Annotated in this window: 20 protein-coding genes, 3 tRNA genes and 1 other RNA gene; 12 read left to right on the top strand and 12 right to left on the bottom strand. The window is 53.0% G+C overall.

The window, feature by feature from the left end:
- Positions 1-218 precede the first annotated feature (218 nt).
- Positions 219-1,367, top strand: coding sequence for a cyclopropane fatty acyl phospholipid synthase (gene cfa, locus AC6I8A_RS08835; RefSeq protein WP_008110314.1), 1,149 nt, complete (start codon positions 219-221; stop codon positions 1,365-1,367).
- 49 nt (positions 1,368-1,416) lie between these two features.
- Here cfa and AC6I8A_RS08830 read toward each other — a convergent pair whose 3' ends face one another.
- Positions 1,417-2,061, bottom strand: coding sequence for a riboflavin synthase subunit alpha (locus tag AC6I8A_RS08830; RefSeq protein WP_256698400.1), 645 nt, complete (start codon positions 2,059-2,061; stop codon positions 1,417-1,419).
- Between the two features lie 198 nt (positions 2,062-2,259).
- On the opposite strand from AC6I8A_RS08830, the gene AC6I8A_RS08825 reads away from it, so the two are divergent.
- The 6 genes from AC6I8A_RS08825 (at position 2,260) to AC6I8A_RS08800 (ending at position 6,316) form a co-directional block, all read left to right on the top strand.
- Positions 2,260-3,633: an MATE family efflux transporter gene (locus AC6I8A_RS08825; protein ID WP_256696329.1), complete on the top strand. Its 1,374-nt coding sequence runs from the start codon at positions 2,260-2,262 to the stop codon at positions 3,631-3,633.
- A 134-nt stretch (positions 3,634-3,767) separates the two neighbouring features.
- Positions 3,768-3,844: transfer RNA gene (locus tag AC6I8A_RS08820), tRNA-Val, on the top strand.
- Positions 3,845-3,847: 3 nt separating this feature from the next.
- A tRNA-Val gene (locus tag AC6I8A_RS08815) sits at positions 3,848-3,924 on the top strand.
- 19 nt (positions 3,925-3,943) lie between these two features.
- A tRNA-Val gene (locus AC6I8A_RS08810) sits at positions 3,944-4,020 on the top strand.
- Between the two features lie 342 nt (positions 4,021-4,362).
- A complete protein-coding gene (gene pykF / locus AC6I8A_RS08805; RefSeq protein ID WP_265296912.1) occupies positions 4,363-5,775 on the top strand; it encodes a pyruvate kinase PykF in 1,413 nt (470 codons plus the stop codon).
- 304 nt (positions 5,776-6,079) lie between these two features.
- The gene (locus AC6I8A_RS08800; protein WP_007892735.1) at positions 6,080-6,316 is read left to right on the top strand and encodes a major outer membrane lipoprotein; all 237 of its coding nucleotides are present in this window, start codon (positions 6,080-6,082) and stop codon (positions 6,314-6,316) included.
- Between the two features lie 74 nt (positions 6,317-6,390).
- Here the strand turns inward: AC6I8A_RS08800 and AC6I8A_RS08795 are convergent, their stop codons facing one another.
- The 7 genes from AC6I8A_RS08795 to sufA all read right to left on the bottom strand — a co-directional run bounded on the left by AC6I8A_RS08795 (position 6,391) and on the right by sufA (position 13,007).
- Positions 6,391-7,380, bottom strand: a complete 990-nt coding sequence (locus AC6I8A_RS08795; protein ID WP_265296914.1) for a L,D-transpeptidase family protein — start codon at positions 7,378-7,380, stop codon at positions 6,391-6,393.
- Between the two features lie 61 nt (positions 7,381-7,441).
- Positions 7,442-7,858: a cysteine desulfuration protein SufE gene (gene sufE, locus AC6I8A_RS08790; protein ID WP_008102979.1), complete on the bottom strand. Its 417-nt coding sequence runs from the start codon at positions 7,856-7,858 to the stop codon at positions 7,442-7,444.
- A gap of 20 nt (positions 7,859-7,878) precedes the next feature.
- Positions 7,879-9,102, bottom strand: coding sequence for a cysteine desulfurase SufS (sufS, locus tag AC6I8A_RS08785; RefSeq protein ID WP_091003179.1), 1,224 nt, complete (start codon positions 9,100-9,102; stop codon positions 7,879-7,881).
- Positions 9,099-10,376 (bottom strand): Fe-S cluster assembly protein SufD, encoded by a 1,278-nt coding sequence (sufD, locus tag AC6I8A_RS08780; protein ID WP_256696326.1) that lies wholly within the window; start codon positions 10,374-10,376, stop codon positions 9,099-9,101. The genes sufS and sufD overlap by 4 nt, the downstream gene beginning before the upstream one ends.
- A complete protein-coding gene (sufC, locus tag AC6I8A_RS08775; RefSeq protein ID WP_008102973.1) occupies positions 10,351-11,097 on the bottom strand; it encodes a Fe-S cluster assembly ATPase SufC in 747 nt (248 codons plus the stop codon). Before sufC ends, sufD begins: the two co-directional genes overlap by 26 nt.
- Positions 11,098-11,131: 34 nt before the next feature.
- Positions 11,132-12,625, bottom strand: a complete 1,494-nt coding sequence (gene sufB / locus AC6I8A_RS08770; protein ID WP_008102971.1) for a Fe-S cluster assembly protein SufB — start codon at positions 12,623-12,625, stop codon at positions 11,132-11,134.
- A gap of 7 nt (positions 12,626-12,632) precedes the next feature.
- Complete coding sequence (gene sufA, locus AC6I8A_RS08765) at positions 12,633-13,007, bottom strand: Fe-S cluster assembly scaffold SufA (protein ID WP_007892717.1); 375 nt, start codon at positions 13,005-13,007, stop codon at positions 12,633-12,635.
- A 389-nt stretch (positions 13,008-13,396) separates the two neighbouring features.
- Between sufA and AC6I8A_RS08760 the strand changes: the two genes are divergently transcribed.
- Positions 13,397-13,801 carry a hypothetical protein gene (locus tag AC6I8A_RS08760; protein ID WP_008102969.1) on the top strand — a complete coding sequence of 135 codons (405 nt, stop codon included), beginning with the start codon at positions 13,397-13,399 and terminating at the stop codon, positions 13,799-13,801.
- Between the two features lie 30 nt (positions 13,802-13,831).
- Here the strand turns inward: AC6I8A_RS08760 and ydiJ are convergent, their stop codons facing one another.
- The gene (gene ydiJ, locus AC6I8A_RS08755; protein ID WP_497818323.1) at positions 13,832-16,885 is read right to left on the bottom strand and encodes a D-2-hydroxyglutarate dehydrogenase YdiJ; all 3,054 of its coding nucleotides are present in this window, start codon (positions 16,883-16,885) and stop codon (positions 13,832-13,834) included.
- Between the two features lie 205 nt (positions 16,886-17,090).
- On the opposite strand from ydiJ, the gene ydiK reads away from it, so the two are divergent.
- Both ydiK and rprA read left to right on the top strand, forming a co-directional pair.
- On the top strand, positions 17,091-18,200 hold the full coding sequence (gene ydiK, locus AC6I8A_RS08750) for an AI-2E family transporter YdiK (protein WP_265296922.1): 1,110 nt from the start codon (positions 17,091-17,093) through the stop codon (positions 18,198-18,200).
- Positions 18,201-18,541: 341 nt separating this feature from the next.
- Positions 18,542-18,649: antisense sRNA RprA (gene rprA, locus AC6I8A_RS08745), an RNA gene on the top strand.
- A gap of 99 nt (positions 18,650-18,748) precedes the next feature.
- Here the strand turns inward: rprA and ppsA are convergent.
- Positions 18,749-21,136 (bottom strand): phosphoenolpyruvate synthase, encoded by a 2,388-nt coding sequence (ppsA, locus tag AC6I8A_RS08740; protein ID WP_256696323.1) that lies wholly within the window; start codon positions 21,134-21,136, stop codon positions 18,749-18,751.
- A 449-nt stretch (positions 21,137-21,585) separates the two neighbouring features.
- Between ppsA and ppsR the strand changes: the two genes are divergently transcribed.
- Entirely contained in the window at positions 21,586-22,413 is an 828-nt protein-coding gene (ppsR, locus tag AC6I8A_RS08735) for a posphoenolpyruvate synthetase regulatory kinase/phosphorylase PpsR (RefSeq protein ID WP_008102960.1), read from the top strand.
- Positions 22,414-22,657: 244 nt separating this feature from the next.
- On the top strand, positions 22,658-23,704 hold the full coding sequence (locus AC6I8A_RS08730; protein WP_312180416.1) for a 3-deoxy-7-phosphoheptulonate synthase: 1,047 nt from the start codon (positions 22,658-22,660) through the stop codon (positions 23,702-23,704).
- 7 nt (positions 23,705-23,711) lie between these two features.
- On the opposite strand, the gene AC6I8A_RS08725 is transcribed toward AC6I8A_RS08730, so the two are convergent.
- Both AC6I8A_RS08725 and AC6I8A_RS08720 read right to left on the bottom strand, forming a co-directional pair.
- The gene (locus tag AC6I8A_RS08725; RefSeq protein ID WP_497818322.1) at positions 23,712-25,151 is read right to left on the bottom strand and encodes a protein adenylyltransferase SelO; all 1,440 of its coding nucleotides are present in this window, start codon (positions 25,149-25,151) and stop codon (positions 23,712-23,714) included.
- Positions 25,152-25,249: 98 nt separating this feature from the next.
- Positions 25,250-25,993: an EAL domain-containing protein gene (locus AC6I8A_RS08720; RefSeq protein ID WP_497818321.1), complete on the bottom strand. Its 744-nt coding sequence runs from the start codon at positions 25,991-25,993 to the stop codon at positions 25,250-25,252.
- Between the last annotated feature and the right edge of the window lie 99 nt (positions 25,994-26,092).

Below are 26,092 nucleotides of genomic sequence, written 5' to 3'. Positions count from 1 at the left end.
AATAATATAAATGTAATACCTTTAGCGACCCTGTCGCGGGATGGCGTCTGCACATTATCCGGTGCGGCGACCCACTTTTCTGCTCAAATTCATACCTCTGTACTACGTCGTACAACGTCGGATTTCTGGCGCACGGATTTTCCGTGAGTTCTCTCACAGGTCTTGGGAAATTGGCTATTCTTTTTCTCAGGTTCAGATCTGAAGGTGATGGAGAAGCTATGAGTTCATCTGTTATAGAAGAAGTGAGCCTTGAAGAAAACCATTGGTATCGGATCGTCAATGAACTGCTAGAGCGGGCTGATATTGCAGTTAATGGCACTCGTCCCTGGGATATTCAGGTAAAGCATCCAGATTTTTTTAAACGCGTTCTCGAGGAAGGATCGCTCGGATTAGGTGAAAGTTACATGGATGGTTGGTGGGAGTGCGAACAGCTCGATATGTTCTTCCATCGCGTTTTAAAACACCATCTGGATAAACAATTACCTCGGCATTTTAAAGATACGTTGCGCATCGCCGCCGCGCGTCTCACTAATTTGCAATCAAAAAAACGCGCCTGGATTGTGGGTAAAGAGCATTACGACCTTGGTAATGATCTCTTCTCACTGATGCTTGATCCTTACATGCAATATTCCTGCGGCTACTGGAAAGATGCTGATACCCTGGAAAACGCGCAGCAAGCCAAACTGGATATGATTTGCCGCAAGTTGCAACTTGAACCGGGCATGACGCTGCTGGATATCGGTTGTGGCTGGGGCGGATTAGCAGAATATGCCGCACGCCATTATGGCGTCACGGTGCATGGCGTGACTATTTCGGCTGAGCAACAAAAACTCGCGCAACAACGCTGTGAAGGACTGGATGTCACTATATTACTGCAGGACTATCGCGACCTGAATAATCAATATGATCGCATCGTTTCTGTGGGTATGTTTGAACATGTCGGGCCGAAAAACTATGCCACTTATTTTGATGTTGCTGACCGTAACCTCAAACCAGACGGCATATTTTTGCTGCACACCATTGGTGCCCTCACTACAGATATGAATGTCGATCCGTGGATTGATAAATATATCTTCCCGAACGGTTGTTTGCCGTCGGTACGTCAAATCGCTGATGCCAGTGAGCCGCATTTCGTCATGGAAGACTGGCATAACTTTGGCGCAGATTACGATACGACGTTAATGGCGTGGTATGAACGTTTTCAGGCGGCGTGGCCGCAGCTGGCTGAGAAATATGGCGAACGTTTTAAACGGATGTTCGACTATTATCTCAACGCCTGCGCCGGTGCGTTTCGTGCCCGTGATATTCAGCTGTGGCAGGTAGTATTCAGTCGTGGCAAGGATGGCGGTTTACGCGTAGCGCGTTAATCAGCTTTCAAATGAATCAAGGCGCCGCATGGCGCCTTTTTCAACGGTATTATTCTGCGCTAGCAATCTGCGCCAGTGCAGCGGCTTCACGCTGCGCTAATACGCGCTCAACCGTTTCCACAATGGCCTGCGTATGCGGATCAATCTCAATATTGACTTTTTGACCGAACTTCTTCGCGCCTAAAGTGGTGCGCTCCAGCGTTTCCGGGATCAAATGCACACAGAATTTGCTTTTGGTTACGTCGCCAACGGTCAAACTAATACCATCGATACCCACAAAACCTTTGTGCAGAATATATTTGATCTGGGTGGCGTCCTGTAATTTAAACCAGATTTCGCGGTTGTTTTCAGACTGGATGATTTTACAGATTTCCGCCGTGGTCATAATATGGCCAGACATTAAATGACCGCCAATTTCATCACTGAACTTCGCGGCACGCTCAATATTCACCACATCACCCACCTTTAATTCACCCAGGTTGGTAATGCGCAATGTTTCTTTAATCAGATCGAAGCTGACCAAATCGCCGTTAATCTCGGTCACCGTCAGGCAGCAGCCATTGTGTGCCACCGATGCGCCCAGCGCCAGGCCCGGTAACAGATCCTCCGGTAAGCGCACAATATGGGTACGAAACAGATCTTTCTCTTCAATGCCGACAATTTCTGCCGTGCCTTGCACAATTCCAGTAAACATCATCTCAGCCTCTGCAAAGTTTGCGTCAGTTTATCACAGCTTGTCGGCGGCAGCTTAATTTGGCGGAGTTCAAACTTTACACAAATTGCTAAACAAAATGCGATCAACGTTTGGCGGAAGCCAGCGCTGCCGCTACACTATGCCGCGCATTCTTTGGGGATTTCGCCCCGCTCTCTTCTTTAATTAAGCAGGTGTAACGTGCAGAAGTATTTTACAGAAGCGCGTCAATTGCTGGCCCTCGCGATCCCGGTCATCCTTGCTCAGGTGGCCCAGACGGCGATGGGATTTGTAGATACTGTTATGGCCGGTGCGGTAAGCGCCACGGATATGGCCGCCGTTGCTGTCGGCACCTCTATCTGGCTTCCCGCCATTCTGTTTGGTCATGGTCTTCTACTGGCTTTGACGCCTACCGTTGCGCAACTCAACGGTTCAGGACGACGCGAACGTATCGCGGAACAAGTGCGCCAGGGATACTGGATGGCACTGGCCGTTGCGCTACTGATTATGGTGGTGCTGTGGAATGCCGGTTATCTGATTAACACCATGCATGACATCGATCCTGAATTGGCCGCCAAAGCCGAAGGATACCTGCATGCGTTGCTGTGGGGCGCGCCGGGTTATCTGCTGTTCCAGGTGATGCGCAACCAATGCGAAGGTTTGTCGAAAACCAAACCGGCGATGCTGCTCGGTTTTCTCGGCCTGATGGTGAACATTCCACTCAACTATGTCTTCATTTATGGGCATTTCGGTATGCCTGCCTTAGGCGGCGTCGGCTGCGGCGTGGCAACGGCATCGGTCTATTGGGTGATGTTCCTGGTGATGCGCTTCTGGGTGAAACGCATGGCAAGCATGCGCGACATCCGTATGAAAACGCGCTGGTCTGCACCGTCACGTGCGATTTTGTCACGCCTGTTCACGCTGGGTTTGCCGGTGGCATTGGCGCTGTTCTTTGAGGTGACGCTGTTTGCCGTGGTGGCGCTTTTAGTATCACCACTCGGCATCGTCAAAGTGGCCGGGCACCAGATTGCGCTCAACTTCAGTTCGCTGATGTTCGTGTTGCCGCTGTCGCTCGGCGTCGCTACTACCATTCGCGTTGGCTATCGACTCGGTCAAGGTTCCGCCGAACAGGCGCGCGTTGCTGCGTGGACCGGGCAAGGGGTCGGCATCAGCATGGCGGCCATCACCGCGCTGTTTACCGTGATTTTCCGTCACGATATCGCCGGCTTGTACACGGCAAATCCAGAAGTCATTACCCTTGCGGCACAGCTGATGTTGCTGGCGGCGATCTATCAGTTCTCAGATTCGATTCAGGTGATCGGCAGCGGTATCTTGCGCGGTTATAAAGACACACGCTCGATCTTCTTCATTACTTTTATCGCCTATTGGGTGCTGGGTTTGCCGGTGGGTTATGTATTGGCGATGACGGATTGGGTTTTGCCGAAACTTGGCCCCGCCGGTTTCTGGTGTGGCTTTATTATCGGTCTGACCTCCGCAGCAGTGATGATGATTTGGCGCATCCGTCGTTTACAGCGCCTGCCTGCGCAGGTGATTTTGGCGCGTGCCGCGCGCTAAGTGGCTGGTAACGGCGAAAAAAACGACGCATAGCACAGTTGCTGGTCAGTCGTAGGGGAAAAACACTTTTTCCCCTTGCCAGCATCACAGCCTGCCGTTAATATTCGTCCCCGCTGTCGCCCTGACAGCGTGTTGCGCTCTTAGCTCAGTTGGTTAGAGCACCACCTTGACATGGTGGGGGTCGATGGTTCGAGTCCATTAGAGCGCACCAAGTGCGTCCGTAGCTCAGTTGGTTAGAGCACCACCTTGACATGGTGGGGGTCGGTGGTTCGAGTCCACTCGGACGCACCAATTATTGAATATTCTGCATGCGCTCTTAGCTCAGTTGGTTAGAGCACCACCTTGACATGGTGGGGGTCGATGGTTCGAGTCCATTAGAGCGCACCACTCTGGTTTTATCTCCTTGCGCAACACCTTTTTCTTGATCTGCATCGTCTTTATCACGCCGCTTTTATATTGGTTTTCGCATACTTAGCGACTATACTATGCCGCGTTGTTCCACCTGAAAGGTTTCAGCGCTAACGTGCCTATGCAAACAACTCCAATGATTTGCGCAACACTGATCACTCAGTTCCCTCGCGTACTGCATAACTTCTCTGCACGCTTTGCTTTCGTCTCCTATTCTTATTTCTGTGAAATCCGTTCCAACACCATAAATATTCTCACTTCGGTGCCATGTGCATCGAATCCCGACCTTTATCATCCATCACAACTTATAGAAAACCTGACATGAAAAAGACCAAAATCGTTTGTACTATCGGTCCAAAAACCGAATCTGAAGAGATGCTGACCCATTTGCTGGAAGCGGGCATGAACGTGATGCGCCTGAACTTCTCGCACGGGGATTATGCTGAACACGGCCAACGCATCACCAACATGCGTGCCGTTATGGAAAAAACCGGTCGTCAGGCCGCTATTCTGCTGGACACCAAAGGTCCGGAAATTCGTACCATGAAACTGGAAGGCGGTAACGATGTATCGTTGAAAGCGGGCCAGACCTTCACCTTCACTACCGATCAGACGGTGATTGGTAACAGCGAACGTGTTGCAGTGACCTACGCCGGTTTCACTGAAGACCTGAAAATTGGTAACACCGTACTGGTCGACGATGGCTTGATCGGTATGCAGGTGACTGAAGTCACTGAGAACTCAGTGATCTGTCATGTCCTGAACAACGGCGATCTGGGTGAAAACAAAGGCGTCAACCTGCCAGGTGTCTCCATTCAGCTGCCTGCACTGGCGGAAAAAGATAAGCGCGACCTGATCTTTGGTTGCGAGCAGAACGTTGATTTCGTCGCCGCGTCGTTTATCCGTAAGCGTTCTGACGTGCTGGAAATCCGTGAGCACCTGAAAGCACACGGCGGCGAACACATTCAGATCATCTCGAAAATCGAGAACCAGGAAGGCCTGAACAACTTCGACGAGATCCTTGAAGCGTCAGACGGCATCATGGTTGCGCGTGGCGACCTCGGCGTTGAAATCCCGGTTGAAGAAGTGATCTTCGCGCAGAAGATGATGATCAAGAAATGTAATAAAGCACGCAAAGTGGTGATCACCGCGACGCAGATGCTGGATTCAATGATCAAAAACCCGCGCCCTACCCGCGCAGAAGCCGGCGACGTGGCTAACGCCATCCTCGATGGTACCGATGCGGTGATGCTGTCTGGTGAGAGTGCCAAAGGTCGCTATCCGCTGGAATCGGTCACCATTATGGCGACCATCTGTGAGCGTACCGATCGCGTGATGAAATCCCGCATCGATTCGCTGCAAGACTCACGCAAGCTGCGCATCACCGAAGCGGTATGCCGCGGTGCGGTTGAGACTGCAGAGAAGCTGGAAGCACCACTGATTGTTGTAGCCACCGAAGGCGGTAAATCTGCCAAAGCCATCCGTAAGTATTTCCCGGATGCCACCATTCTGGCGCTCACTACCAACGAAACCACTGCGCGTCAGTTGATTCTGAGCAAAGGTATCGAAACCCATCTGGTGACAGAAATTGCCTCAACTGATGATTTCTATCGCATTGGTAAAGAAATGGCGCTGGAAAGCGGATATGCGCAGAAAGGCGATGTTGTGGTCATGGTTTCAGGCGCATTAGTGCCAAGCGGAACGACAAACACCGCTTCTGTACATGTAATCTGATTAGCAACTGAATTTTTATTAAAAAGCGCCTTTAACAGGCGCTTTTTTTATTGCTGATGTAATACAAAAACCAGAAATTTCCAATCGAAATTAACTATTCAAAATCTCGTATGATTAAGGTTAGTCCGATTAAATCTCTCTGTTTTAGCTAATTATTTTCATCTTCTTCTGTGAAATGCTGTTTCTTTGAGCGAACGATCAAAATTAAGCATGTTCTCATCAAAAATTTATTCTCAACTCAAAAAGCTTTGTGTAATACTTGTAACGCTACATGGAGATTAACTCAATCTAGAGGGTATAAAGAATGAATCGCACTAAACTGGTACTGGGCGCTGTAATCCTGGCTTCAACTATGCTGGCTGGTTGCTCAAGCAACGCTAAAATCGACCAACTGTCTTCAGACGTTCAGACTCTGAACGCTAAAGTTGATCAGCTGAGCAACGACGTGAACGCAATCCGTTCTGACGTTCAGGCTGCTAAAGATGACGCAGCTCGCGCTAACCAGCGTCTGGACAACCAGGCTCACTCTTACCGTAAGTAAGAGTACTGGTTGAAAAATGGTGCCCATGTGGCACCATTTTTTTTGTCCTGATTCTGCGTTTCTCTGGTCCGAATTCAGGGCTGCGCTATTGCTTCAGCACTCTGCTCCGTCGTCGGTGCTGCGCTCTCATCCATTACTGGCTCACCACTGCTCACTAACACCGGCATGCCTGAACGTCGGGCTATCGCTTCTTTAATCAACGCGGTATCACTCTTCTCATTCTTAGAGAAAGCTTTCAGCTGCGCAGACTGCGCAATCGGCATGGTTTGTGGATCATCCTTATCGTTGCGCGATAACGGCTGATGCACTTCAACGTAGCGCTTACCGTCGGGCTCAATCGCATATTTGATGGGCTGATTGATCACCTGCACGCGCGTTCCTTTTGGCACGCTGTTGAACAGCGCTTCAATATCATCCGGTCGCAGGCGAATACAGCCAGAACTCACACGCATACCAATACCAAAGTCAGCATTAGTGCCGTGAATCAGATACTGACCGGTTCCGCGCGCCAGACGCATGGCAAACAGCCCCATCGGGTTATCTGGCCCAGCGGGCACCACGCCCGGCAAGGTGATGCCCTCTTTGGCATAGCGCTTGCGGATATTGGTGGTTGGCGTCCAGGTAGGATTAGGGATTTTCTGGCTGATGCTGGTGACCATGGTTGGCGTCATGGCGCCCAGTTGACCGATACCAATCGGATAGACCACCACACGATCTTCACCTTTCGGATAGTAATAGAGTCGCAGCTCCGCGAGGTTAATAACGATACCTTCGCGTGGCGCATCAGGCAGCAGCATCTGCAGCGGCACGGTTAATTGTGTGCCGGCCTTTGGCAGCCAGGGGTCAACGCCGGGATTGGCTTCCAGCATGCCGAGCATGCCTATCTTATAACGCGCGGCAATGCTCTCCAGCGGCCGTTTGTCATCTGGCACAGTGGTCAGGGTATTCTCGCCAATTAAACGGCTGTTATCGGCTGGTAAGGGATATTCCGTAGCAAATGCAGGTGCAGAGAGTCCGCAACAGGACAACAGCAATGCACCGGCTAAACGTAAGGCTGGTTTCATGCAATTTTCTCTTTGTCGGATAGAACAGACCCCGGTCAAGCCGGGGTCTGGAGAGTGTAACTTAGCTGAGGGTCTGAGCGTTATGCCGGATCGCGCGGATCATGGCTTCCAGCCCCTGCGAACGCGAGGGAGTGAGATGTGAGGTCAGCGCTAATTCGCCGAACCAGTGGCGCACATCGAGATCGAGAATCTCTGGCGCCTTGAGCCCCTGATACAGGCTAAATACCACTGCAATCAACCCTTTAACGATGGCGGCATCACTGTCACCTTCGAAGGCGATGGTGCCATCGGCCTGCGGGGTCATGCGTATCCACACCTGGCTCTGGCAGCCTGAAATCACGTGTTCTGGCTGCTGTAAGCTTTCGGAGGATTCTGGTAATTTCCCACCGAGTTCAATGATGTAGAGGTACTTCTCTTCCCAGTTAGCGCAACGATTAAAGTTACGAACCAGTCTCTCTTTATCTGGCAAATTCGCCATGAATCACTCCTGAAATCTGCTCAACCGCCCAGCAGACGATGAATACGGGTCAAACCTGCGGCCAGGCGATCGGCTTCTTCTTCGGTGTTATACAGCGCGAAGGAGGCACGACACATCGCCGGCACCGCATAATGACGCATCAAGGGCATTGCGCAGTGATGGCCGGTGCGGATCGCAATACCGTATTGATCAAGGAAACTGCCGACATCAAACGCGTGATGCTTGCCGAGGTTAAAAGCCACCACGCCGCTGCGACTTTCCGGACCGTAAATCACCAGATCCGGCACCGAAGCCAGTTTATCCAGCGCATAACGCATCAGCATCGATTCGCGCTGATGAATCACATCCAGGCCCAATTCGCTGATCCACGTTAACGCCGCACCTAATCCAATGATGCCGCCGGTATTCGGCGTGCCCGCTTCGAAACGCCATGGCGTACTGTTAAAGGTGGTGCCAGTTGGCAGCACCACTTCAGAAATCATCGAACCGCCGCCTTCCCAAGGAGGCATGATCTCCTGCAACGCTTTACGCGCGTACAACACCCCAATGCCGGTCGGACCATAAATTTTATGGCCGGAGAAGGCGTAGAAGTCGCAGTCGATATCCTGTACATCCACCGCGTGATGCATCACCGCTTGCGCGCCATCCACCAGCGTAATCACGCCAGCGGCTTTCGCTTGCGCCACGATGGCTTTCACCGGATTGACGGTGCCGAGCACGTTTGAAACGTGGGTCACCGCCAGCAAACGGGTGCGACTATCAATCAAGCCGCTCAGCTGCTCCAGCGCCAGTTCGCCCTGCGCATTCAGCGGCAGTACGCGAATTTCTGCGCCGGTACGCTGCGCCACCATCTGCCACGGTACGATGTTAGCGTGATGCTCCATCTCGGTGATGATGATGTTGTCGCCCGGCTGCAGCTGGCTGCCGCCCCAACTGTTAGCCACCAGATTGATGGCTTCGGTGGTGCCTTTGACGAAGATGATCTCTTCAGGCGAAGCGGCATTAAGAAAACGCGCTGCCTGATGACGCACGTTTTCCATGTCGGTGGTCGCCTGCGCGCTCAACGAATGGATACCGCGGTGCACGGCCGCATAGCCGTGCTGGTAGAAATAACTTTCCGCATTGATGACCGCGAGCGGGCGCTGTGCGCTGGCCGCGCTATCAAGGTAGGCCAGCGGATGTCCGTTGACCTCACGTTTCAGAATCGGAAATTCCGCTCTGATGCGTTCGAGATCGAAACTCATGACTCAACTCCCGGAATACGCGCGGCAATGCGCTGCAGCACCACCTGGCGCAGTACCGGATTCTCCAGCGTTTCGGTGAGTTCAGCGGCAAATGCATGGATGATCATACGCTGTGCGGCAGTCTCATCGATGCCGCGCGAGCGCAGATAGAACATCTGCTCTTCATCAATACGACCAATGGTCGCACCGTGACTGCACTTCACGTCATCCGCATAGATTTCCAGCTGCGGCTTGGTGTCCACTTCAGCCAGACGGCCCAGCAACAGGTTGTTGTTGGTCATCTGTCCATCGGTTTTCAGCGCGTGCTGTGCCACTTTGATCATGCCATTGAACACCGCACGACCTTTATCGCGCGCGATGACTTTGTGCATCTGACGGCTGGTGCAGTAGCCTTTGTTGTGCTCCAGATAGCTGCGGGTATCGCACACTTCCTGATTCACCGGCAACGACAAGCTGTTGATCGCCAGATTGGTATTTTCGCCATTCAGCTGCGCGCTGGTGTTGTGACGCGATAAGCCCGCACCCAGCAGGAAGCTGGTGGTGGCCACATTCGCATCACGGCCCATCACCACGTCATTGTGCGCGAAGTGGTAAGCCTTCTCACTCTCAAATGACAGTTTGATGTGCTGCAGTTTGGCATTGTCGGCCACGTCGAACGTGAAACGCGCGCCGGTAAAGTGCGCCACGTCATTCAGCGTAACGTAGTGCTCAATCACTTCCGCTTCTGCGCTGGCTTCCAGCTGCAGATGGTGGCGATGGTGCACGGTGTTGGTGCCCGCGTCCTGACCGCTGGTGATGTGCAGCAGATAGAGCGGTTTAGCCGCTGATTTGCCACGCGCCAGACGAATAGTGGTCGCTTCTTCCGCCAGACTTTCGGTCAGATGCAGGAACACTTCCGGCTGAATCGGTGCCGGCAGCGGACGACGCTCAGAAGCCTGCGCATGCTGAATTTCAAACAGGCCGGTATCACGGCTGCTCAATTCGGCCTGAAAGCGACCATCAACAAACACCAGACGCACCGCATCAACCGGCAGCGCCAGCGCTTCAACTTGCTCCGCGCTCACGTCCTGCGGCTGTGGCAGCACAAATTGCTGCGCCAGCAGGCCATCAAGCGGCGTGTATTTCCAGTTTTCATGCTTACGCGTGGGCAAGCCGACACGCATCAGTTGCTGCCAGTGCTGCTGCGCCTGTAAAGAACGTACGTCACCGCGCGATTCAAACAGGTGATGCCACTGCTGCAGGGCGTTATCACTCTTGGTCGGTAAGCCAGCCATAGCCTTGCTCCTCCAACTGTTTCACCAGCGAGAAGTCGCCAGATTTAACGATCTTGCCCTGATACAGCACGTGTACATGATCCGGCTTGATGTAATCCAGGATGCGCTGATAGTGCGTCACGATGATGAATGAACGCTTACCGTCGCGCAGGCTGTTAACGCCTTCGGCTACGATTTTCAGCGCATCGATATCCAGACCGGAGTCGGTTTCATCAAGGATGCACAGCTCAGGTTCCAGGGCCGCCATCTGCAGGATGTCGTTTCGCTTCTTCTCACCGCCGGAGAAGCCGACGTTTACTGAACGGGTCAGCAAATCTTCTGGCATCTTCAGCAGCTGGATTTTATCTTCGATAAAGTCCTGGAAGTCGAAACGGTCCAGCGGCTCCTGCTCACGGTATTTACGCACCGCGTTGACCGAGGTCTGCAGGAAGAACTGGTTGCTGACGCCCGGAATTTCTACCGGATACTGGAACGCCATGAAGATGCCTTCACCGGCACGCTCTTCTGGCTCAAGTTCCAGCAGGTCTTTGCCCTTAAAGGTGACAGAACCGCCAGTGACTTCGTAATCTTCACGACCAGCCAGCGTTGCAGACAGGGTACTTTTACCTGAACCATTTGGTCCCATGATGGCGTGGACTTCGCCCGGTTTCACTTCAAGGTTCAGACCGCGCAAAATCTCTTTGTCTTCAACGCTAACCTGCAAATCTTTAATGCTTAACATACTCTTTCCTTCACATTGCTTCCGGCAACGGGCATCAGCCCACACTGTGCTCAAGGCTGATAGCTAACAATTTTTGCGCTTCCACGGCGAATTCCAGTGGCAGCTCGGAGAAAACGTCTTTGCAGAAGCCGTTAACGATCATTGAGATCGCATCTTCTTCGCTGATGCCACGCTGCAGGCAGTAGAACATCTGATCTTCACCGATGCGCGAGGTAGTGGCTTCGTGCTCCAGATGGGCGGTGTTGTTGCGCGTTTCCACATACGGGAAGGTGTGCGCACCGCACTCGGCACCAATCAGCATCGAGTCACACTGGGTGAAGTTACGCGCGTTGGTCGCGGTTGGCATGATTTTCACCAGGCCGCGATAGGTGTTCTGGCTCTTACCGGCAGAGATACCTTTCGAGATGATGGTCGACTTGGTGTTTTTACCAATGTGAATCATCTTGGTACCGGTATCCGCCTGCTGGCGTCCCGCAGTCAGCGCGACTGAGTAGAACTCACCAATCGAGTAATCACCGCGCAGGATGCAACTTGGATATTTCCAGGTAATCGCTGAACCGGTCTCAGACTGCGTCCAGGACATCTTGCTGTGATCGCCTTCGCACAGGGCACGCTTGGTGACGAAGTTGAGGATACCGCCCTCGCCTTCACCGCCTGGGAACCAGTTCTGCACGGTGGAGTATTTCACTTCAGCGTTTTTATGGATGATCACTTCTACCACTGCGGCGTGCAGCTGATAGGTGTCACGCACCGGCGCAGAGCAACCTTCGATATAGCTGACGTAGCTGTCTTCATCGGCGATCAAGATGGTGCGCTCAAACTGACCGGTTTTTGCCGCGTTGATGCGGAAATAGGTCGACAGCTCCATCGGGCAACGTACGCCTTTCGGGATGTACACGAAGGTACCATCAGAGGCCACAGCCGAGTTGAGCGCGGCAAAGAAGTTATCGTTTGGCGGCACGACAGTCCCGAGATACTTCTGCACCAGCTCTGGGTGATCGTGAATCGCTTCGCCGAACGAGCAGAAGATAATGCCCTGCTCCGCCAGCTTGCCGCGATAGGTGGTCGAAACGGAGACGGAGTCGAAAATCGCATCCACCGCCACTTCACGCCCTTCACGCACTGGAACGCCTAACTGGTTAAACGCGTCTTCCACTTCCTTCGTCAGGTAGTCGCTGGACGCGACGCTGCCGGAGGTTTGGGTGGCGCCAGGTTCAGAAGCACAGCTGTCATCGCAGTTGCCGCAGGACGGCGCAGAGTAGTAGCTGTAATCCTGATAATCCAGTTTTTCGTAGTGCGCTTTCAGCCAGTGCGGCTCTTCCATTTGCTCCCAGGCGCGGAACGCCTTGAGACGGAATTCAAGCATCCATTCAGGTTCGTTACGTTTAGCCGAAATCGCACGCACCACATCTTCATTGATGCCGTGGGCAAATTCTTCGGTTTGTAACTGGGTAAAGAAGCCCTCTTTATAATTGAGCTTGCCTTCCCACATTTGTACATCATCAGATGCTTCGGTGTGTCGTGACATGTTTTACTTACTCGACGCCAAAGCTTTCACCGCACCCGCAGGCGTGTTGAGCTTTAGGGTTGTTGAATTTAAAAATCTGGTTAAGACCTTCGCGGACATAATCCAGCTCGGTACCGTCAACAAACGGCATCGCCTGAAGTGGCACAAACAGTTTTGCGCCGAATTGCTCAAACTGCAGGTCGTCATCGGCAGGATCCTTTACCAGATCCATGACGTACCCAAAGCCGGCACAGCCGGACGTTTTCACACCCAGTTTCAAGCCCTTGACTTCAGGGTCTTGTTCTACCAGGTTAAGAATCTGTTTCGCTGCCGATTCGGTCAGCGTGAGCCCTTTCCAGACGAAATCTTCGGGTGAAAAGGAGTCGGCATTTACTGATGACATTGTGCTACCTCGTATGTCTGGGCCTTTTCAGGCTATCCCCCTATGGTAGTGATATCAGATATCACTTCAACCTCTTGTTTTGCAGGGATAATCATCTCGTGCTATTTTTCACTGCTGCTTTATTAAGCATAGTCGCTTCAAAGCAGATTGACGGCGGCATTCCTGTGCGTGCCTGACCAGCGTAACCCGTTAAATTGCCGCAAATTTTTTAAAATCAATTTTACGATTTAATCCTGATTGATAGGTTACGCCTTTCTACAATGTAAAGAAATTGTTATTGCCGATTTTAGTAACAGGCAGAAGAAATCAATAAAATTTCACAGCGGGAATTGCATTCCTGACGCGGTTTAATATGATAATGATTATCATTAACCTAAAAAGGTGGCGATATGACGCTTACCGTCTCAGCCTGGTTACAACATAAAATCGACGAATATAAGTTTTCGGTGCGCGATATCACCGTTGACTTCTACATGGCTCAGGCAAAGCTCAACCGCACCGATTGCACTCTAGACCAACTGCGTCGCTTCAACGACACCTGCCTCGATATGGCAGAAATCTGCGAACTCAACGGCGACGATCACAGCTTTCTGCATGCCATGGGCAAGCTCCATCACCGCTTAGTGCAGGAGATGGGCAATGCCGATCGTGACCGTTTGTTTCGGATTCAGGCCTATCAACTGGCGCGCCTGTCATTAACACGTTTGTGTCATCAACTGGCGCTGAGCGGCGAGTGGGATCAAGCTACCCGCCTGCAGAGTGATTTTGTTCGCCACGCAGGCTGGATATTCTAATCCAGCTTTGTGACGACTCCTACAATTTGTTTACATCATTTCCAGTAACGCTTGCAGTGGATGACGCATGCCATTGCCTTCTGCGCGTTTTACCTGACTACGACAGGAAAAGCCGGTTGCGAGACAGCGTTGACGCGGCAGCTTTTGCAGTTGCGGATGCCAGGAAAGCTCATAAATCCCCAGTGAATTCTCCAGGTTTTCGCTTTCGTGGCCATAGGTTCCCGCCATGCCGCAACAACCGACGTTGACGTTTTCCAGCTTCGCGCCAAAGCGTGCAAAAATGCTCTGCCACTGATTCGGCGTGGAGGGCAGCGCGGTCACTTCGGTGCAGTGCGCAAACAGATACCAGGCTTCGCCGCTGGCGGTTTGTTCCGCGCGAGGAGACAAGGCGGTTTGCAGCCACTCGTGCACCAGTTGCACGCTAAACTCGCCGCGCTGATCGCCCAGCACCTGGTTGTATTCGTCGCGATAGCAAAGTACGGTCGCCGGATCGACGCCGACCATCGGCATGCCCAGTTTCGCCACGCGGTTGAGAAAATCGGCGGTTTTGCTGGCGGTACGTGCAAAGCGTTGCAGGAAGCCTTTCACATGCTGCGCCTTGCCGTTCGGTGAAAACGGCAGCAGCACCGGACGATAACCGAGTTTCTCAATCAGCTTGACGAAATCGGTCACCAGCTGCGCTTCGTAATAGCTGGTGAAAGGATCTTGTACCACCAGCACACAGTTTTCACGTTCCGCCGCATCCAGTGCTTCTAACTGCTCCAGCGTCAGGTTCATCGCTGGATGACCGCCTAACTGCTGCTTGAGGCTTGGCGATGACAGCAGTGGCAAATCCACCATGCCGATATGCGTTTTGCTCAGCTCGCGCATCCACGGCTGCTTAAGGAAGAAGTTGAACACCTTGGGCGCTTTAGCCATCAACGGCGCGTAACTTTCCACGCTAGCCACCAGATGATCGCTCATCGGACGCAGATAGCGCGTGTGATAAAGCTGCAGGAAGCGTGAACGGAAGTTCGGCACATCGATCTTGATCGGGCACTGCGTCGAACAGGCTTTACACGCCAGACAGCCCGACATCGCCTCTTTCACTTCGTGCGAGAAGTCATATTCGCCCTGATTCGCATGCCAGGTATTGCGCGTGCGCTGAATCAACGTACGCAAGCTGGCGCCCTGTTTGGGCAGCGCCTGCTCCAGCTGAACGGGATCCACGCCCTGCTCGGAGAGCAAGCGCAACCATTCACGCGTGAGTGTGGCGCGCCCTTTCGGTGAGTGAATGCGGTTGCGGGTGATTTTCATCGACGGGCACATCGGGCTACGCGCATCAAAGTTGAAGCACAAGCCGTTACCATTACACTCCATCGCGCCACGCCACTCGTTGCGCACCGTGACCGGAATCTGTCGATCGTAGGTGCCGCGTTTCACCGCATCAACCTGCATCATCGGTTCATCACTGCCCAGCGGCGTACAGATCTTGCCGGGATTCATGCGGTTATCTGGATCGAAGGCGGCTTTGATACGGCGCAATTCGTTGAACAGCGTCTCACCAAAGAATTCCGGGCTGTATTGCGCGCGGAAACCTTTGCCGTGTTCACCCCACAATAACCCGCCGTAGCGTGCGGTCAGCGCCACCACTTCATCGGAGATCTGCTTCATCAGCAGCTCCTGCTGCGGATCGCACATATCCAGCGCCGGACGCACATGCAGCACGCCGGCATCCACGTGACCAAACATGCCGTAACTCAGGCCGTGGCTGTCAAGCAATGCGCGAAAATCGACGATGTAATCCGCCAGCTGCTCTGGCGGCACGGCGGTATCTTCCACAAACGGAATCGGCTTGGCGCGCCCTTTGGCGTTCCCCAACAGGCCAACCGCTTTTTTGCGCATATTATAGATGCGATCAATGCCGCCTAAATCGTTGCACAGTTGATAGCCGATCACGCCGCCCATCTGCTGCTGCATCAGCTCATTGAGGCGCTGGCACAGCGTGCTGATTTGCTGCTCAATCAGTTCGCCATCATCACCGGCAAACTCCACGATGTTGAGGCCGAGCATCTCTTTGTCTGGCACATCGGTAATTAATTCATTTACCGAATGCCAGACGATATCTTCACGCGCCAGGTTCAGTACTTTTGAGTCAACGGTTTCTACCGACAGCGCTTTGGCTTCCACCATAAAAGGGGCGTTACGCAGGGCCGAGTCGAAGGAGTCGTATTTGATGTTCACCAAACGACGCACTTTCGGGATAGGCGTGATGTCGAGGCGCGCTTCAGTAATAAAGGCCAATGTACCTTCCGCGCCGCACAGCAAACGCGTCAGATCGAATGTCTGTAAATCATCACTGAACACATGACGCAGGTCGTAGCCGGTCAGGAAGCGATTGAGCTTGGGAAATTTCTCCAGAATCAGATCGCGCTGTTCACGACAGCGGCTTAACACCTGCTGATAAATGCGCCCTTCCGCCGTTGGCGTGTTCGCCAGTTGTTCCGCCAGGGCAGTCGGCATGGCGCGCGTATCGAGGATATCGCCGCCAAGCAGCACCGCACGCAGTCCTTCAACGTGATCGGAGGTTTTGCCATACACCAGCGATCCCTGGCCCGATGCATCAGTGTTGATCATGCCGCCAAGCGTGGCGCGGTTGCTGGTGGAGAGCTCCGGCGAGAAGAAGAAGCCATACGGCTTGAGCCACGCATTGAGCTGATCTTTCACCACACCCGCTTCGACACGCACCCAACCTTGCTCGGTGTTGATTTCCAGGATGCGGTTCATGTAGCGCGACATATCCACCACGATGCCCTGATTGAGCGACTGCCCGTTGGTGCCGGTACCGCCACCGCGTGGCGTAAACACCAGGCTGGTAAAGCGGGTTTCACCGGCGAGGCGCGCAATCAAGGCTACATCCGCCGTCGAGCGCGGAAACAGCGCCGCATCAGGCAGCAGCTGATAAATACTGTTGTCGGTGGAAAGCGAGAGGCGATCGGCATAGCTGGTGGCGGTATCGCCGGTAAAGCCTTGCTCTTTTAAGGACTGCAGGAATGACAGCACCAGTTGAACGAGGCCCGGTGCCTGAGAAATCTGTGGGATCATTATTGAGTGACCGAGATGTTGTAAACGTTTGCGTCGTAATTTTTTTCAGCCCTTGGTTTTATCATACTTTTCTGCTGGCTGCTGTTTTTTCAGGAAAGCGCGCCGCCGTCGCTGCTTTTCCTGTTTAATTTTCAGGAAATAGATCATCATTAATCAGGGCTGTTCAGCCCCACTCTGAAGGATTCAATCGAGGTTAACCGTTGTGATGAAAGACCTGCAACGCGGTATGGATTTACCGCAAATGCTGTTTTCACTGATGTTCATTCTGATCATGATCATCGCCAGTCTGTGGGTGGTGCAGCCCTTTATTCTCGGCTTCGCCTGGGCCAGCATGGTGGTGATCGCCACCTGGCCGTTGATGATTCGTCTGCAACAGATGTTATGGGGACGCCGCTCGCTGGCGGTCATCGCCATGACCATTTTGCTATTACTGCTGTTTATTATTCCTATCGCCCTGCTGGTCAGCAGCCTGATTGATAACAGCGCGCCGGTAATTGCCTGGGCAACGCAGCGCCATCTGGTGATGCCTGACTTTGATTGGTTGCGACAGATTCCCTATGTCGGCAGAAAACTCTATTCCAGCTACCACAAATTGGTGGATGGCGGCGGCGCGGCGATGCTTAATCAGGTGCAGCCTTATATTGGTCGTACAACGGGTTTCTTCGTGGCGCAGGCCGGACACTTTGGCCGCTTTATGATGCACCTCATCGTGATGCTGCTGTTCAGCGTGTTGCTCTACTGGCGCGGTGAGCAGGTGGGCCACGGGATTCGTCATTTTGCTTATCGCATGAGCGGACGCCGTGGTGATGCCGCAGTGCTGCTGGCTGGTCAGGCGATTCGCGCCGTGGCGCTGGGCGTGGTGGTCACCGCGCTGGTGCAGGGCGTACTCGGCGGCATCGGTTTAGCCATTTCCGGCATTCCTTACGCCACGCTGTTAACCGTGCTGATGATCCTCACTTGTCTGGTGCAGCTCGGACCGCTGGTGGTGTTAGTGCCAGCGATTATCTGGCTCTACTGGAGCGGCGATACCACATGGGGCACGGTGCTGCTGGTATGGAGCTGCGTGGTCGGTACGTTGGACAGCGTGTTGCGTCCGGTATTGATTCGCATGGGCGCCGATTTACCGATGATCCTGATCCTCTCTGGCGTCATTGGCGGATTGATTGCCTTCGGTATGATCGGACTGTTTATCGGTCCGGTGGTATTGGCGGTCTCTTATCGTCTGGTTTCGGTGTGGATGCATGAAGCACCTGAACCGGATGACGATATGCAAACCGCCATCGAAGCACTGGCCGATCACGAAGAAGAACATTAAGTTATTCGTAGGGTCGCCATTTATGGCGACCTGATACACCTTTATGCCCATCCAACAACGATACGCAAACTCTCCGTTTTACACTGGCCTTACTTTAACCCGCCTAATGCCTCAACGTCGTCACCTTGCATTCCTTACTGATAATTATTTTTTTTCATAAGCGATTTTTAAGAAAAAACGCAGTTTTAGGCGCTTTAAGTGGGATTTGCTTACGGAATGATTATTTTTGCAGCTGAAACAGCGGTCGATCACTAAGAAAATCACCACGAAAGGTTATCAGCTTTAAACTAATAAGAGGATTCTTAAAGACGCCAGCGGGCCTGATCAATAACATGTTTCCTATGTTTGGAATCAAGCTACTGATTTTTAAACAACCTTATTCCCCTGAGTAAAGTAAAGAATTGCTGTGTGTAGTCTTTGCCCATCCCCTGTGATGGGCTTTTTTTTGGCTTTTTTTCAGGCAAAACAACAAGGCCAGCAGCGCTGGCCTTGATAATTACCTTAAAGACACGTCAAATTCTCATTTGAAGCATCAAATTGCCGCTTGGTTAATGTTTCGCAGCGTTGAGCTCTGCCAAACCTAACCAGGTTTCAACCACGGTATCCGGATTCAGCGACAGGCTATCAATGCCCTGCTCCATTAACCATGCCGCAAAGTCCTGATGATCCGACGGGCCCTGACCACAAATCCCGACGTATTTGCCCTGCTTTTTCGCTGCTTTGATCGACATCGACAACAGTGCTTTCACCGCATCGTTACGCTCATCAAACAGCGCGGACACCACGCCAGAGTCGCGATCGAGGCCCAGCGCCAGCTGCGTCATGTCATTTGAGCCGATGGAGAAGCCATCGAAGTGCTCGAGGAACTGTTCAGCCAGCAAGGCGTTGGACGGGATCTCACACATCATGATCACTTTCAGGCCGTTCTCGCCGCGCTTCAGACCGTTTTTCGCCAGCTCGGCGACCACCGCTTCAGCTTGATCGACGGTACGCACGAACGGAATCATGATCTCAACGTTGGTCAGTCCCATTTCGTTACGCACGCGCTTCACCGCTTCGCACTCCAGCTTGAAGCAATCGCGGAAGTTGTCAGCAACGTAACGACCGGCGCCACGGAAACCGAGCATCGGGTTTTCTTCTTCCGGCTCGTAACGCTCGCCGCCGACCAGGTTGGCGTATTCGTTGGTTTTGAAATCCGAGAGACGAACAATCACGCGTTTCGGCGCAAACGCCGCACCCAAGGTCGCAATCCCTTCGGTCAGACGGCCGATGTAAAACTCAATCGGATCATCAAAGCCTTTCATCATCTGACGAATCTGCTGCTGCAGTTCTGGCGTCTGCTGATCAAACTCCAGCAGCGCTTTCGGATGCACGCCAATCATGCGGTTAATGATGAATTCCAGACGCGCCAGGCCAACACCTTCATTCGGCAAGCAGGCGAAATCAAAGGCACGATCCGGGTTACCGATATTCATCATAATCTTCAGCGGCAGTTCCGGCATGGTATCGACCTGCGAGCTGGTGACTTCGAAGTCCAGCAGTTCGTTATAGACATAACCGGTATCGCCTTCGGCACAGGAAACCGTGACTTTGTGGCCATCTTTCAGGTGTTCGGTGGCATCGCCACAGCCCACCACCGCCGGAATGCCCAGTTCACGCGCGATGATCGCCGCGTGGCAGGTGCGACCGCCGCGATTGGTGACGATGGCCGAGGCTTTCTTCATGATCGGTTCCCAATCGGGATCGGTCATGTCGGTCACCAGCACATCGCCTTTTTCAATGCGGTGCATCTCGCTGATGTCGTGAATCACTTTAACTTCACCGGCACCGATGCGATGACCAATGGCGCGGCCCTCGACCACCACTTTGCCTTTACCCTGCAGCGTATAGCGTTCCATCACCTGACCGTTGGAGCGCACCGTTTCCGGACGCGCCTGCACGATGAACAGTTTGCCGGTGTGGCCATCTTTCGCCCACTCAATGTCCATTGGGCGTTTGTAGTGCTGCTCAATCAGCACCGCCTGACGCGCCAGCGCCTGCACTTCATCATCGGTTAAGCTGAAGCGATCGCGCTGTTCCTGCTCGACATCTTCAATGCGCACCTGCTCGCCATGCTCCTGCGAATCGGCGTACACCATGCGCAGCTTTTTCGAGCCCATGGTGCGACGCACAATCGCCGGGCGATTGGCTGCCAGCGTCGGTTTGTGCACGTAGAACTCATCGGGGTTAACCGCGCCCTGCACCACCATTTCACCCAAACCAAAGGCTGAAGTGATAAACACCACCTGATCGAAGCCTGATTCGGTATCAATGGTAAACATCACGCCCGAGGAGGCGAGATCCGATCGCACCATGCGCTGAATACCGGCCGAGAGCGCTACGCCGCGATGGTCGTAGCCCTGATGCACACGGTAAGAGATAGCGCGATCGTTAAATAAAGAGGCATACACGTGCTTCACCGCGATGATCACCGCGTCATAGCCCTGCACGTTAAGGAAAGTCTCCTGCTGGCCGGCAAACGAGGCATCGGGCATATCCTCGGCGGTGGCTGACGATCGCACCGCAAAGGAGGCGTCGGCATCATCAGCAGAGAGTTGTTCGTAGGCGCTACGAATCGCCGCTTCCAGCTCAGGCTGGAATGGCGTATCGACCACCCATTGACGAATCTGTTTACCCGCTTGCGCGAGCTCAGCAACATCATCAACATCCGTTTTATCCAGCAAATCATAAATACGCTGGTTCAGTCCGCTTTGATCGAGGAACAGATTAAACGCATAAGATGTGGTCGCATAACCGTTTGGCACGGAAACACCCAGCGACGACAAATTCGTAATCATTTCTCCCAGGGAAGCATTCTTGCCTCCCACCCGATCAACATCATGCATGCCAAGCTGGTTGTACCAGAGCACTAGCGACTGTTGGTCTTGATTGGACATTGAGATTATCCTTTTAAATGATGTGAATACACATGGAACATTTTGCTATTCGCCAAAACAGCCTGGCACAACCGATAAATAAAGACTAAGTGTTGAATCGTTAAAGCAGGAAAAGAAAGGCAAAATCGGATTAGTACTTAGAATTAATTGAGTTGCGCAACCGGGCTATTTCACGCCAATTGATTGCTGCAACGATATTTTTCCCTTTTTCAGAGGGTTAGCGATTGATTTTCGTTGCGCAACGGCTTCACACTTTATTTCATGCGCGAAAAGGAAAATGCGCGAAAATAACGCTTTTCAAAACAGCATTTCATCTAATATTGATTATTCGCTGATTTATCTTTGTGAGCACAATAGCGGACAATATGGATATTTCATTTTACTATTAATTAAAATGAAATATTGTCATCAATAATTTAGACATTGATACGCAAGAGGATATTTGCACGATGAACACTGAACGCAGCGTATTTTACATTTCTGATGGCACCGCCATAACCGCCGAAGTACTGGGCCATGCGGTGTTATCTCAGTTCCCGGTGATGGCCCACAGCGTGACGCTGCCGTTTGTTGAGAATGTGCAACGCGCTCAAGCGGTTAAAGCGCAGATTAACGCGCTCTATCAGCAGAGCGGCGTGCGCCCGCTGGTGTTCTTCTCTATTGTTACGCCCGATGTACGCGAAATTATTCTCGAGAGTGAAGGCTTTTGTCAGGACATCGTGCAGGCGCTGGTGGCACCGCTGCAAAGCGAGCTGGGCGTGGCGTCAATGCCGGTGGCGCACCGCACACACGGTTTAACTGCCAGCAACCTCGGCAAATATGACGCGCGTATCGCGGCCATCGATTATACCCTCGCGCATGATGACGGCATTTCTTTGCGCGGTTTGGAAGATGCGCAGGTAATTCTGCTCGGCGTTTCTCGCTGCGGGAAAACGCCCACCAGCTTGTATTTAGCGATGCAGTTTGGCGTGCGCGCCGCTAACTATCCGTTTATTGCCGATGATATGGATAACCTGAAACTGCCGCCGGCGCTGCGTGCACATCAGCATAAGCTGTTTGGGTTGACCATCGATCCTGAACGTCTGGCGGCGATTCGCCAGGAACGCGCGGAAAATACCCGTTACGCCTCGCTGCGCCAATGCCGTCTCGAGGTGGGCGAAGTGGAAGCGCTGTTCCGCACCAATCAGATTCGTTATCTCAACAGCACCAATTATTCGGTGGAGGAGATCGCCACCAAAATCCTCGACATCATGGGCCTGAACCGCAACATGTATTAGGTATTGCTGCCGGTCGCCATAAATGGCGCCCCTACAAAAACCGCACAACACATTCGTAGGGTCGCCATTTATGGCGACCTCGTTACTACATTCCTGACCTGTATTTGAATCGTAAAGCCACGCTTCCGTCTAATTTGAAGACCTTTGTTTTTAGCAGGTTGAATTCGCAGGCTATTAGTTTATTGTGACCACCATCACTTCCCGGTATTTCACCGCTGCGAAGAACAAATTTTTGAGAATCCCAATGAACAAGACTGATGAACTGCGTACCGCGCGCATCGGTAGCCTGTTAACGCCGGCTGCGCTCGCGCATGAACACCCTATTTCGGCAGAGATTGCCGCCAACGTCACGGCTTCCCGTCAACGCATCGCGCGCATTCTGACCGGCGAAGATCCGCGTCTTTTAGTGATTATTGGCCCTTGCTCGCTGCACGATCCTAAAGCGGCGATTGAGTATGCTGAACGTCTGAACGTGCTGCGCGAGCGCCATAAAGATCGTCTGGAAATTGTCATGCGCGCCTATTTTGAAAAACCGCGCACCGTGATTGGCTGGAAAGGCCTGATTTCCGATCCGGATCTGGATGGTAGCTATGATGTCAATCGCGGCATCGCCATCGCGCGCAAACTGCTGCTGGATATCAACGCGCTGGGCATGCCAACCGCCACCGAATTCCTCGATATGGTGATCGGCCAGTTTATTGCCGACCTGATCAGCTGGGGCGCAATTGGCGCGCGAACCACTGAAAGCCAGATCCACCGTGAGATGGCATCGGCGCTCTCCTGCCCGGTCGGTTTCAAGAACGGCACCGACGGCAACGTGCAGATCGCGGTCGATGCGATTCGCGCCGCGCGCGCCAGCCACATGTTCCTGTCACCGGATAAAAACGGTCAGATGACCATTTATCAAACCAGCGGCAATCCGCATGGTCACATGATCCTGCGCGGCGGTCGTCAGCCCAACTATCACGCCGAAGATGTGGCGGCAGCGGCGGCCAATCTGCGCGACTTCAATCTGCCGGAGCAGCTGGTAATCGACTTCAGCCACGGCAACTGCCTGAAGCAGCACGGTCGTCAGCGTGATGTTGCCGATGACGTGACGGCGCAAATTCGTGCCGGATCGCGCGCGGTCGCGGGTGTGATGATTGAGAGTTTCCTGCAGGAAGGGAATCAGAAAGTGGTGAGCGGTGAAGCGCTAACCTACGGCCAGTCGATCACCGATCCCTGCCTCGGCTGGGAAGACAGCGCCGAGGTGCTGGCAAAACTGGCTGCCGCTGTCGACAGCCGTTTTTAACTGACGCTTAGCTGGAACAACTCACTTCCAGCGTTTTGCCCCACTCTGGTGGCCGTTGGCGCAACTCGGCGCTGACGGCCGCATCGCTAAACGGCTGCTGTAACGCGCTATGCAGTTTAGTTAACGCCGTGGTCTCGCCGTTTTCTACCTCTTCAATCACCTGCTGCGCCAGATAGTTGCGCAATACTAGCGCCGGATTGGCCGCCTTCATCACCGCCTGACGCTGCGCATCGCTGGCGTGGTCTTGCAACAGCCGCTGGCGATAATCGCTGTACCAGCGATCAAAAGCGTCACGATCGATAAACTCATCCCGCAACGGCGAACGGCTTTCATCTTGCTGCGTGTCGCTTAGCATGCGGAAGGTCAGCGTGTAATCACTGCGTTCCGCCGTCATCATCGCAAGCAAGCCGGTCAGAAGCGTGTTGTCATTGGCATCCGCCGTCAGCAAGCCGAGTTTGGCACGCATTTTCTCGCCCCAGACGCGCATCAGCTCGTTTTCATAGTGGCCGAGCGCCTGTTTAAGCTGCTCGGTGGTCATTAAGCCCGACAAGGCGTGCGCCAGGCGATTAAGGTTCCACAGGCCAATCATCGGCTGATTTTCGAAGGCGTAGCGGCCCTGATAATCACTGTGATTGCAGATGTAATCCGGCTGATAGTCGTCGAGGAAACCGTACGGACCGTAATCCAGCGTTAAGCCCAGAATCGACATGTTATCGGTGTTCATCACGCCGTGCGCAAAGCCCACGCTTTGCCAATGGGCGATCAGGCTGGCGGTGCGTTTGACGATATCGGTGAACCACAGCAGATAACGGTCCGCTTCCTCTTTTAGCTGCGGCCAGTGATGGCGAATAGCGTAATCCGCCAGCTGGCGCACTTTGTCTTGTTCACCGCCGTAATAGAAATGCTCAAAATGGCCGAAACGCAGATGGCTGTCGGCAATGCGCATCAGCATCGCACCGCGTTCCTGGGTTTCGCGCAGCACCGGTTCATCGCCGATGGCGAGCGCCAGCGCGCGCGTGGTGGGAATGCCAAGATGATGCAGCGCTTCGGACGCGAGGAATTCGCGTACGCTGGAGCGGATCACCGCGCGACCGTCGCCCATGCGCGAATACGGGGTCAAACCGGCGCCTTTTAAGTGCCAGTCGAGCTTACGCCCATTCGTCAGCTGCTGTTCACCCAGCAGAATGCCGCGCCCATCGCCCAGTTGTCCCGCCCAGACGCCAAACTGGTGGCCGCTATACACCTGCGCCAGCGGCGACATGCCGGGCAACAGTTCGCGCCCTGACCACACGCCATGCCCGTTGCCGGCGAACAGTGCATCGTCTAAACCCATCTCTTGTGCCAGCGGCGCATTGTGATAAAACAGCCGTCCACCTGCCAATGGCGTTGGGTCCAGCGCGGTGTAGAATCCGGCTAATTCTTGCTGCCAGCTATTGGTAAATTGCATCGACACTCCGGAAGGTGCGCTTAACTAAGGCACCCGCATTGAGTTTTAAGATAACCAGGATTGTAACGCCGACGCGGCGCGGAAGACAGGCGAAAGGATTACTGCTGCGAAGGCGTGTGTAAATTCAGATCGGAATAGATGAGATCGCTAAGACGTTCAGCTTTAACCACCGGGAACAGGCTGCCCTGCAGCTGCGCACCACTCAACGTGCTCATCTTTTCCATCATTTGGTTATCGTCAATACCACAAATAATGATCTGCTCCGCAAAATCAGAAAAATTATTGATAACCGTCTGAATAAAAGGCGTAAACGAGGCACGTTTTGCCAGGTTCTGAATAAAGACTTTATCCAGTTTTAACACGCTAAACAGATTATCGTAGACCGCTGTTGCCGGTGCTTTTCCTGCACCAAATTGTGAAAGCGATAAACGAAATTCACTTTGTAATGCGGCGAGCAAAGGATGGGATTTACCCAAAGATAATTGCGGAAACGTTTCGCTGATATCCAAAACAATAAAAGGAATTTGTCGGAATTTCCTTAACAGAAATTCGCTGGCCAAAAGTGTATTGGCCATGGAATCATCGATACGTACCAACGCGGTAATTTGATTAACCTCAAAAAAGTCGCGGTACTTTTCCAGCAATGAAAGCTGGCTTTGCAGCAAACGTAATTGCTGCGCATCGTCCAATTGTGGCAATAGCAAATCCTGCGGCAGCGTAATAGGTGCGCTGTCGTGGACAAATTGCGTCACCAGCTCGACCGCAGTCAGCTGGCTCGCCAGAGAGTAAACTGGATAAAACCAGGTTTCCGACTGATAGTCGGCAGACAAATGGACTTTCATTTTTCAAGCCAGAAGCAATGGCAATTGGCGCATCGTATATCAACGAATACCACCAGGCAATAGGACCAAACGTTTGAAGAGGTGCCGTTTTAGGTCTTA

The sequence above is a fragment of the Pantoea sp. X-Soil-ISGK-275 genome (assembly GCF_059730795.1).
The sequence above is the reverse complement of the archived record's forward strand: the minus strand, read 5'-3'. Positions and strand labels throughout refer to the sequence as shown.

Bases quoted from the DNA above. Each gene is read 5' to 3' on its own strand.
- cfa (WP_008110314.1), top strand. From the start codon at position 219: ATGAGTTCATCTGTTATAGAAGAAGTGAGCCTTGAAGAAAACCATTGG.
- AC6I8A_RS08830 (WP_256698400.1), bottom strand. From the start codon at position 2,061: ATGTTTACTGGAATTGTGCAAGGCACGGCAGAAATTGTCGGCATTGAA.
- pykF (WP_265296912.1), top strand. From the start codon at position 4,363: ATGAAAAAGACCAAAATCGTTTGTACTATCGGTCCAAAAACCGAATCT.
- AC6I8A_RS08800 (WP_007892735.1), top strand. From the start codon at position 6,080: ATGAATCGCACTAAACTGGTACTGGGCGCTGTAATCCTGGCTTCAACT.
- AC6I8A_RS08795 (WP_265296914.1), bottom strand. From the start codon at position 7,380: ATGAAACCAGCCTTACGTTTAGCCGGTGCATTGCTGTTGTCCTGTTGC.
- sufE (WP_008102979.1), bottom strand. From the start codon at position 7,858: ATGGCGAATTTGCCAGATAAAGAGAGACTGGTTCGTAACTTTAATCGT.
- sufS (WP_091003179.1), bottom strand. From the start codon at position 9,102: ATGAGTTTCGATCTCGAACGCATCAGAGCGGAATTTCCGATTCTGAAA.
- sufD (WP_256696326.1), bottom strand. From the start codon at position 10,376: ATGGCTGGCTTACCGACCAAGAGTGATAACGCCCTGCAGCAGTGGCAT.
- sufC (WP_008102973.1), bottom strand. From the start codon at position 11,097: ATGTTAAGCATTAAAGATTTGCAGGTTAGCGTTGAAGACAAAGAGATT.
- sufB (WP_008102971.1), bottom strand. From the start codon at position 12,625: ATGTCACGACACACCGAAGCATCTGATGATGTACAAATGTGGGAAGGC.
- sufA (WP_007892717.1), bottom strand. From the start codon at position 13,007: ATGTCATCAGTAAATGCCGACTCCTTTTCACCCGAAGATTTCGTCTGG.
- AC6I8A_RS08760 (WP_008102969.1), top strand. From the start codon at position 13,397: ATGACGCTTACCGTCTCAGCCTGGTTACAACATAAAATCGACGAATAT.
- ydiJ (WP_497818323.1), bottom strand. From the start codon at position 16,885: ATGATCCCACAGATTTCTCAGGCACCGGGCCTCGTTCAACTGGTGCTG.
- ydiK (WP_265296922.1), top strand. From the start codon at position 17,091: ATGAAAGACCTGCAACGCGGTATGGATTTACCGCAAATGCTGTTTTCA.
- ppsA (WP_256696323.1), bottom strand. From the start codon at position 21,136: ATGTCCAATCAAGACCAACAGTCGCTAGTGCTCTGGTACAACCAGCTT.
- ppsR (WP_008102960.1), top strand. From the start codon at position 21,586: ATGAACACTGAACGCAGCGTATTTTACATTTCTGATGGCACCGCCATA.
- AC6I8A_RS08730 (WP_312180416.1), top strand. From the start codon at position 22,658: ATGAACAAGACTGATGAACTGCGTACCGCGCGCATCGGTAGCCTGTTA.
- AC6I8A_RS08725 (WP_497818322.1), bottom strand. From the start codon at position 25,151: ATGCAATTTACCAATAGCTGGCAGCAAGAATTAGCCGGATTCTACACC.
- AC6I8A_RS08720 (WP_497818321.1), bottom strand. From the start codon at position 25,993: ATGAAAGTCCATTTGTCTGCCGACTATCAGTCGGAAACCTGGTTTTAT.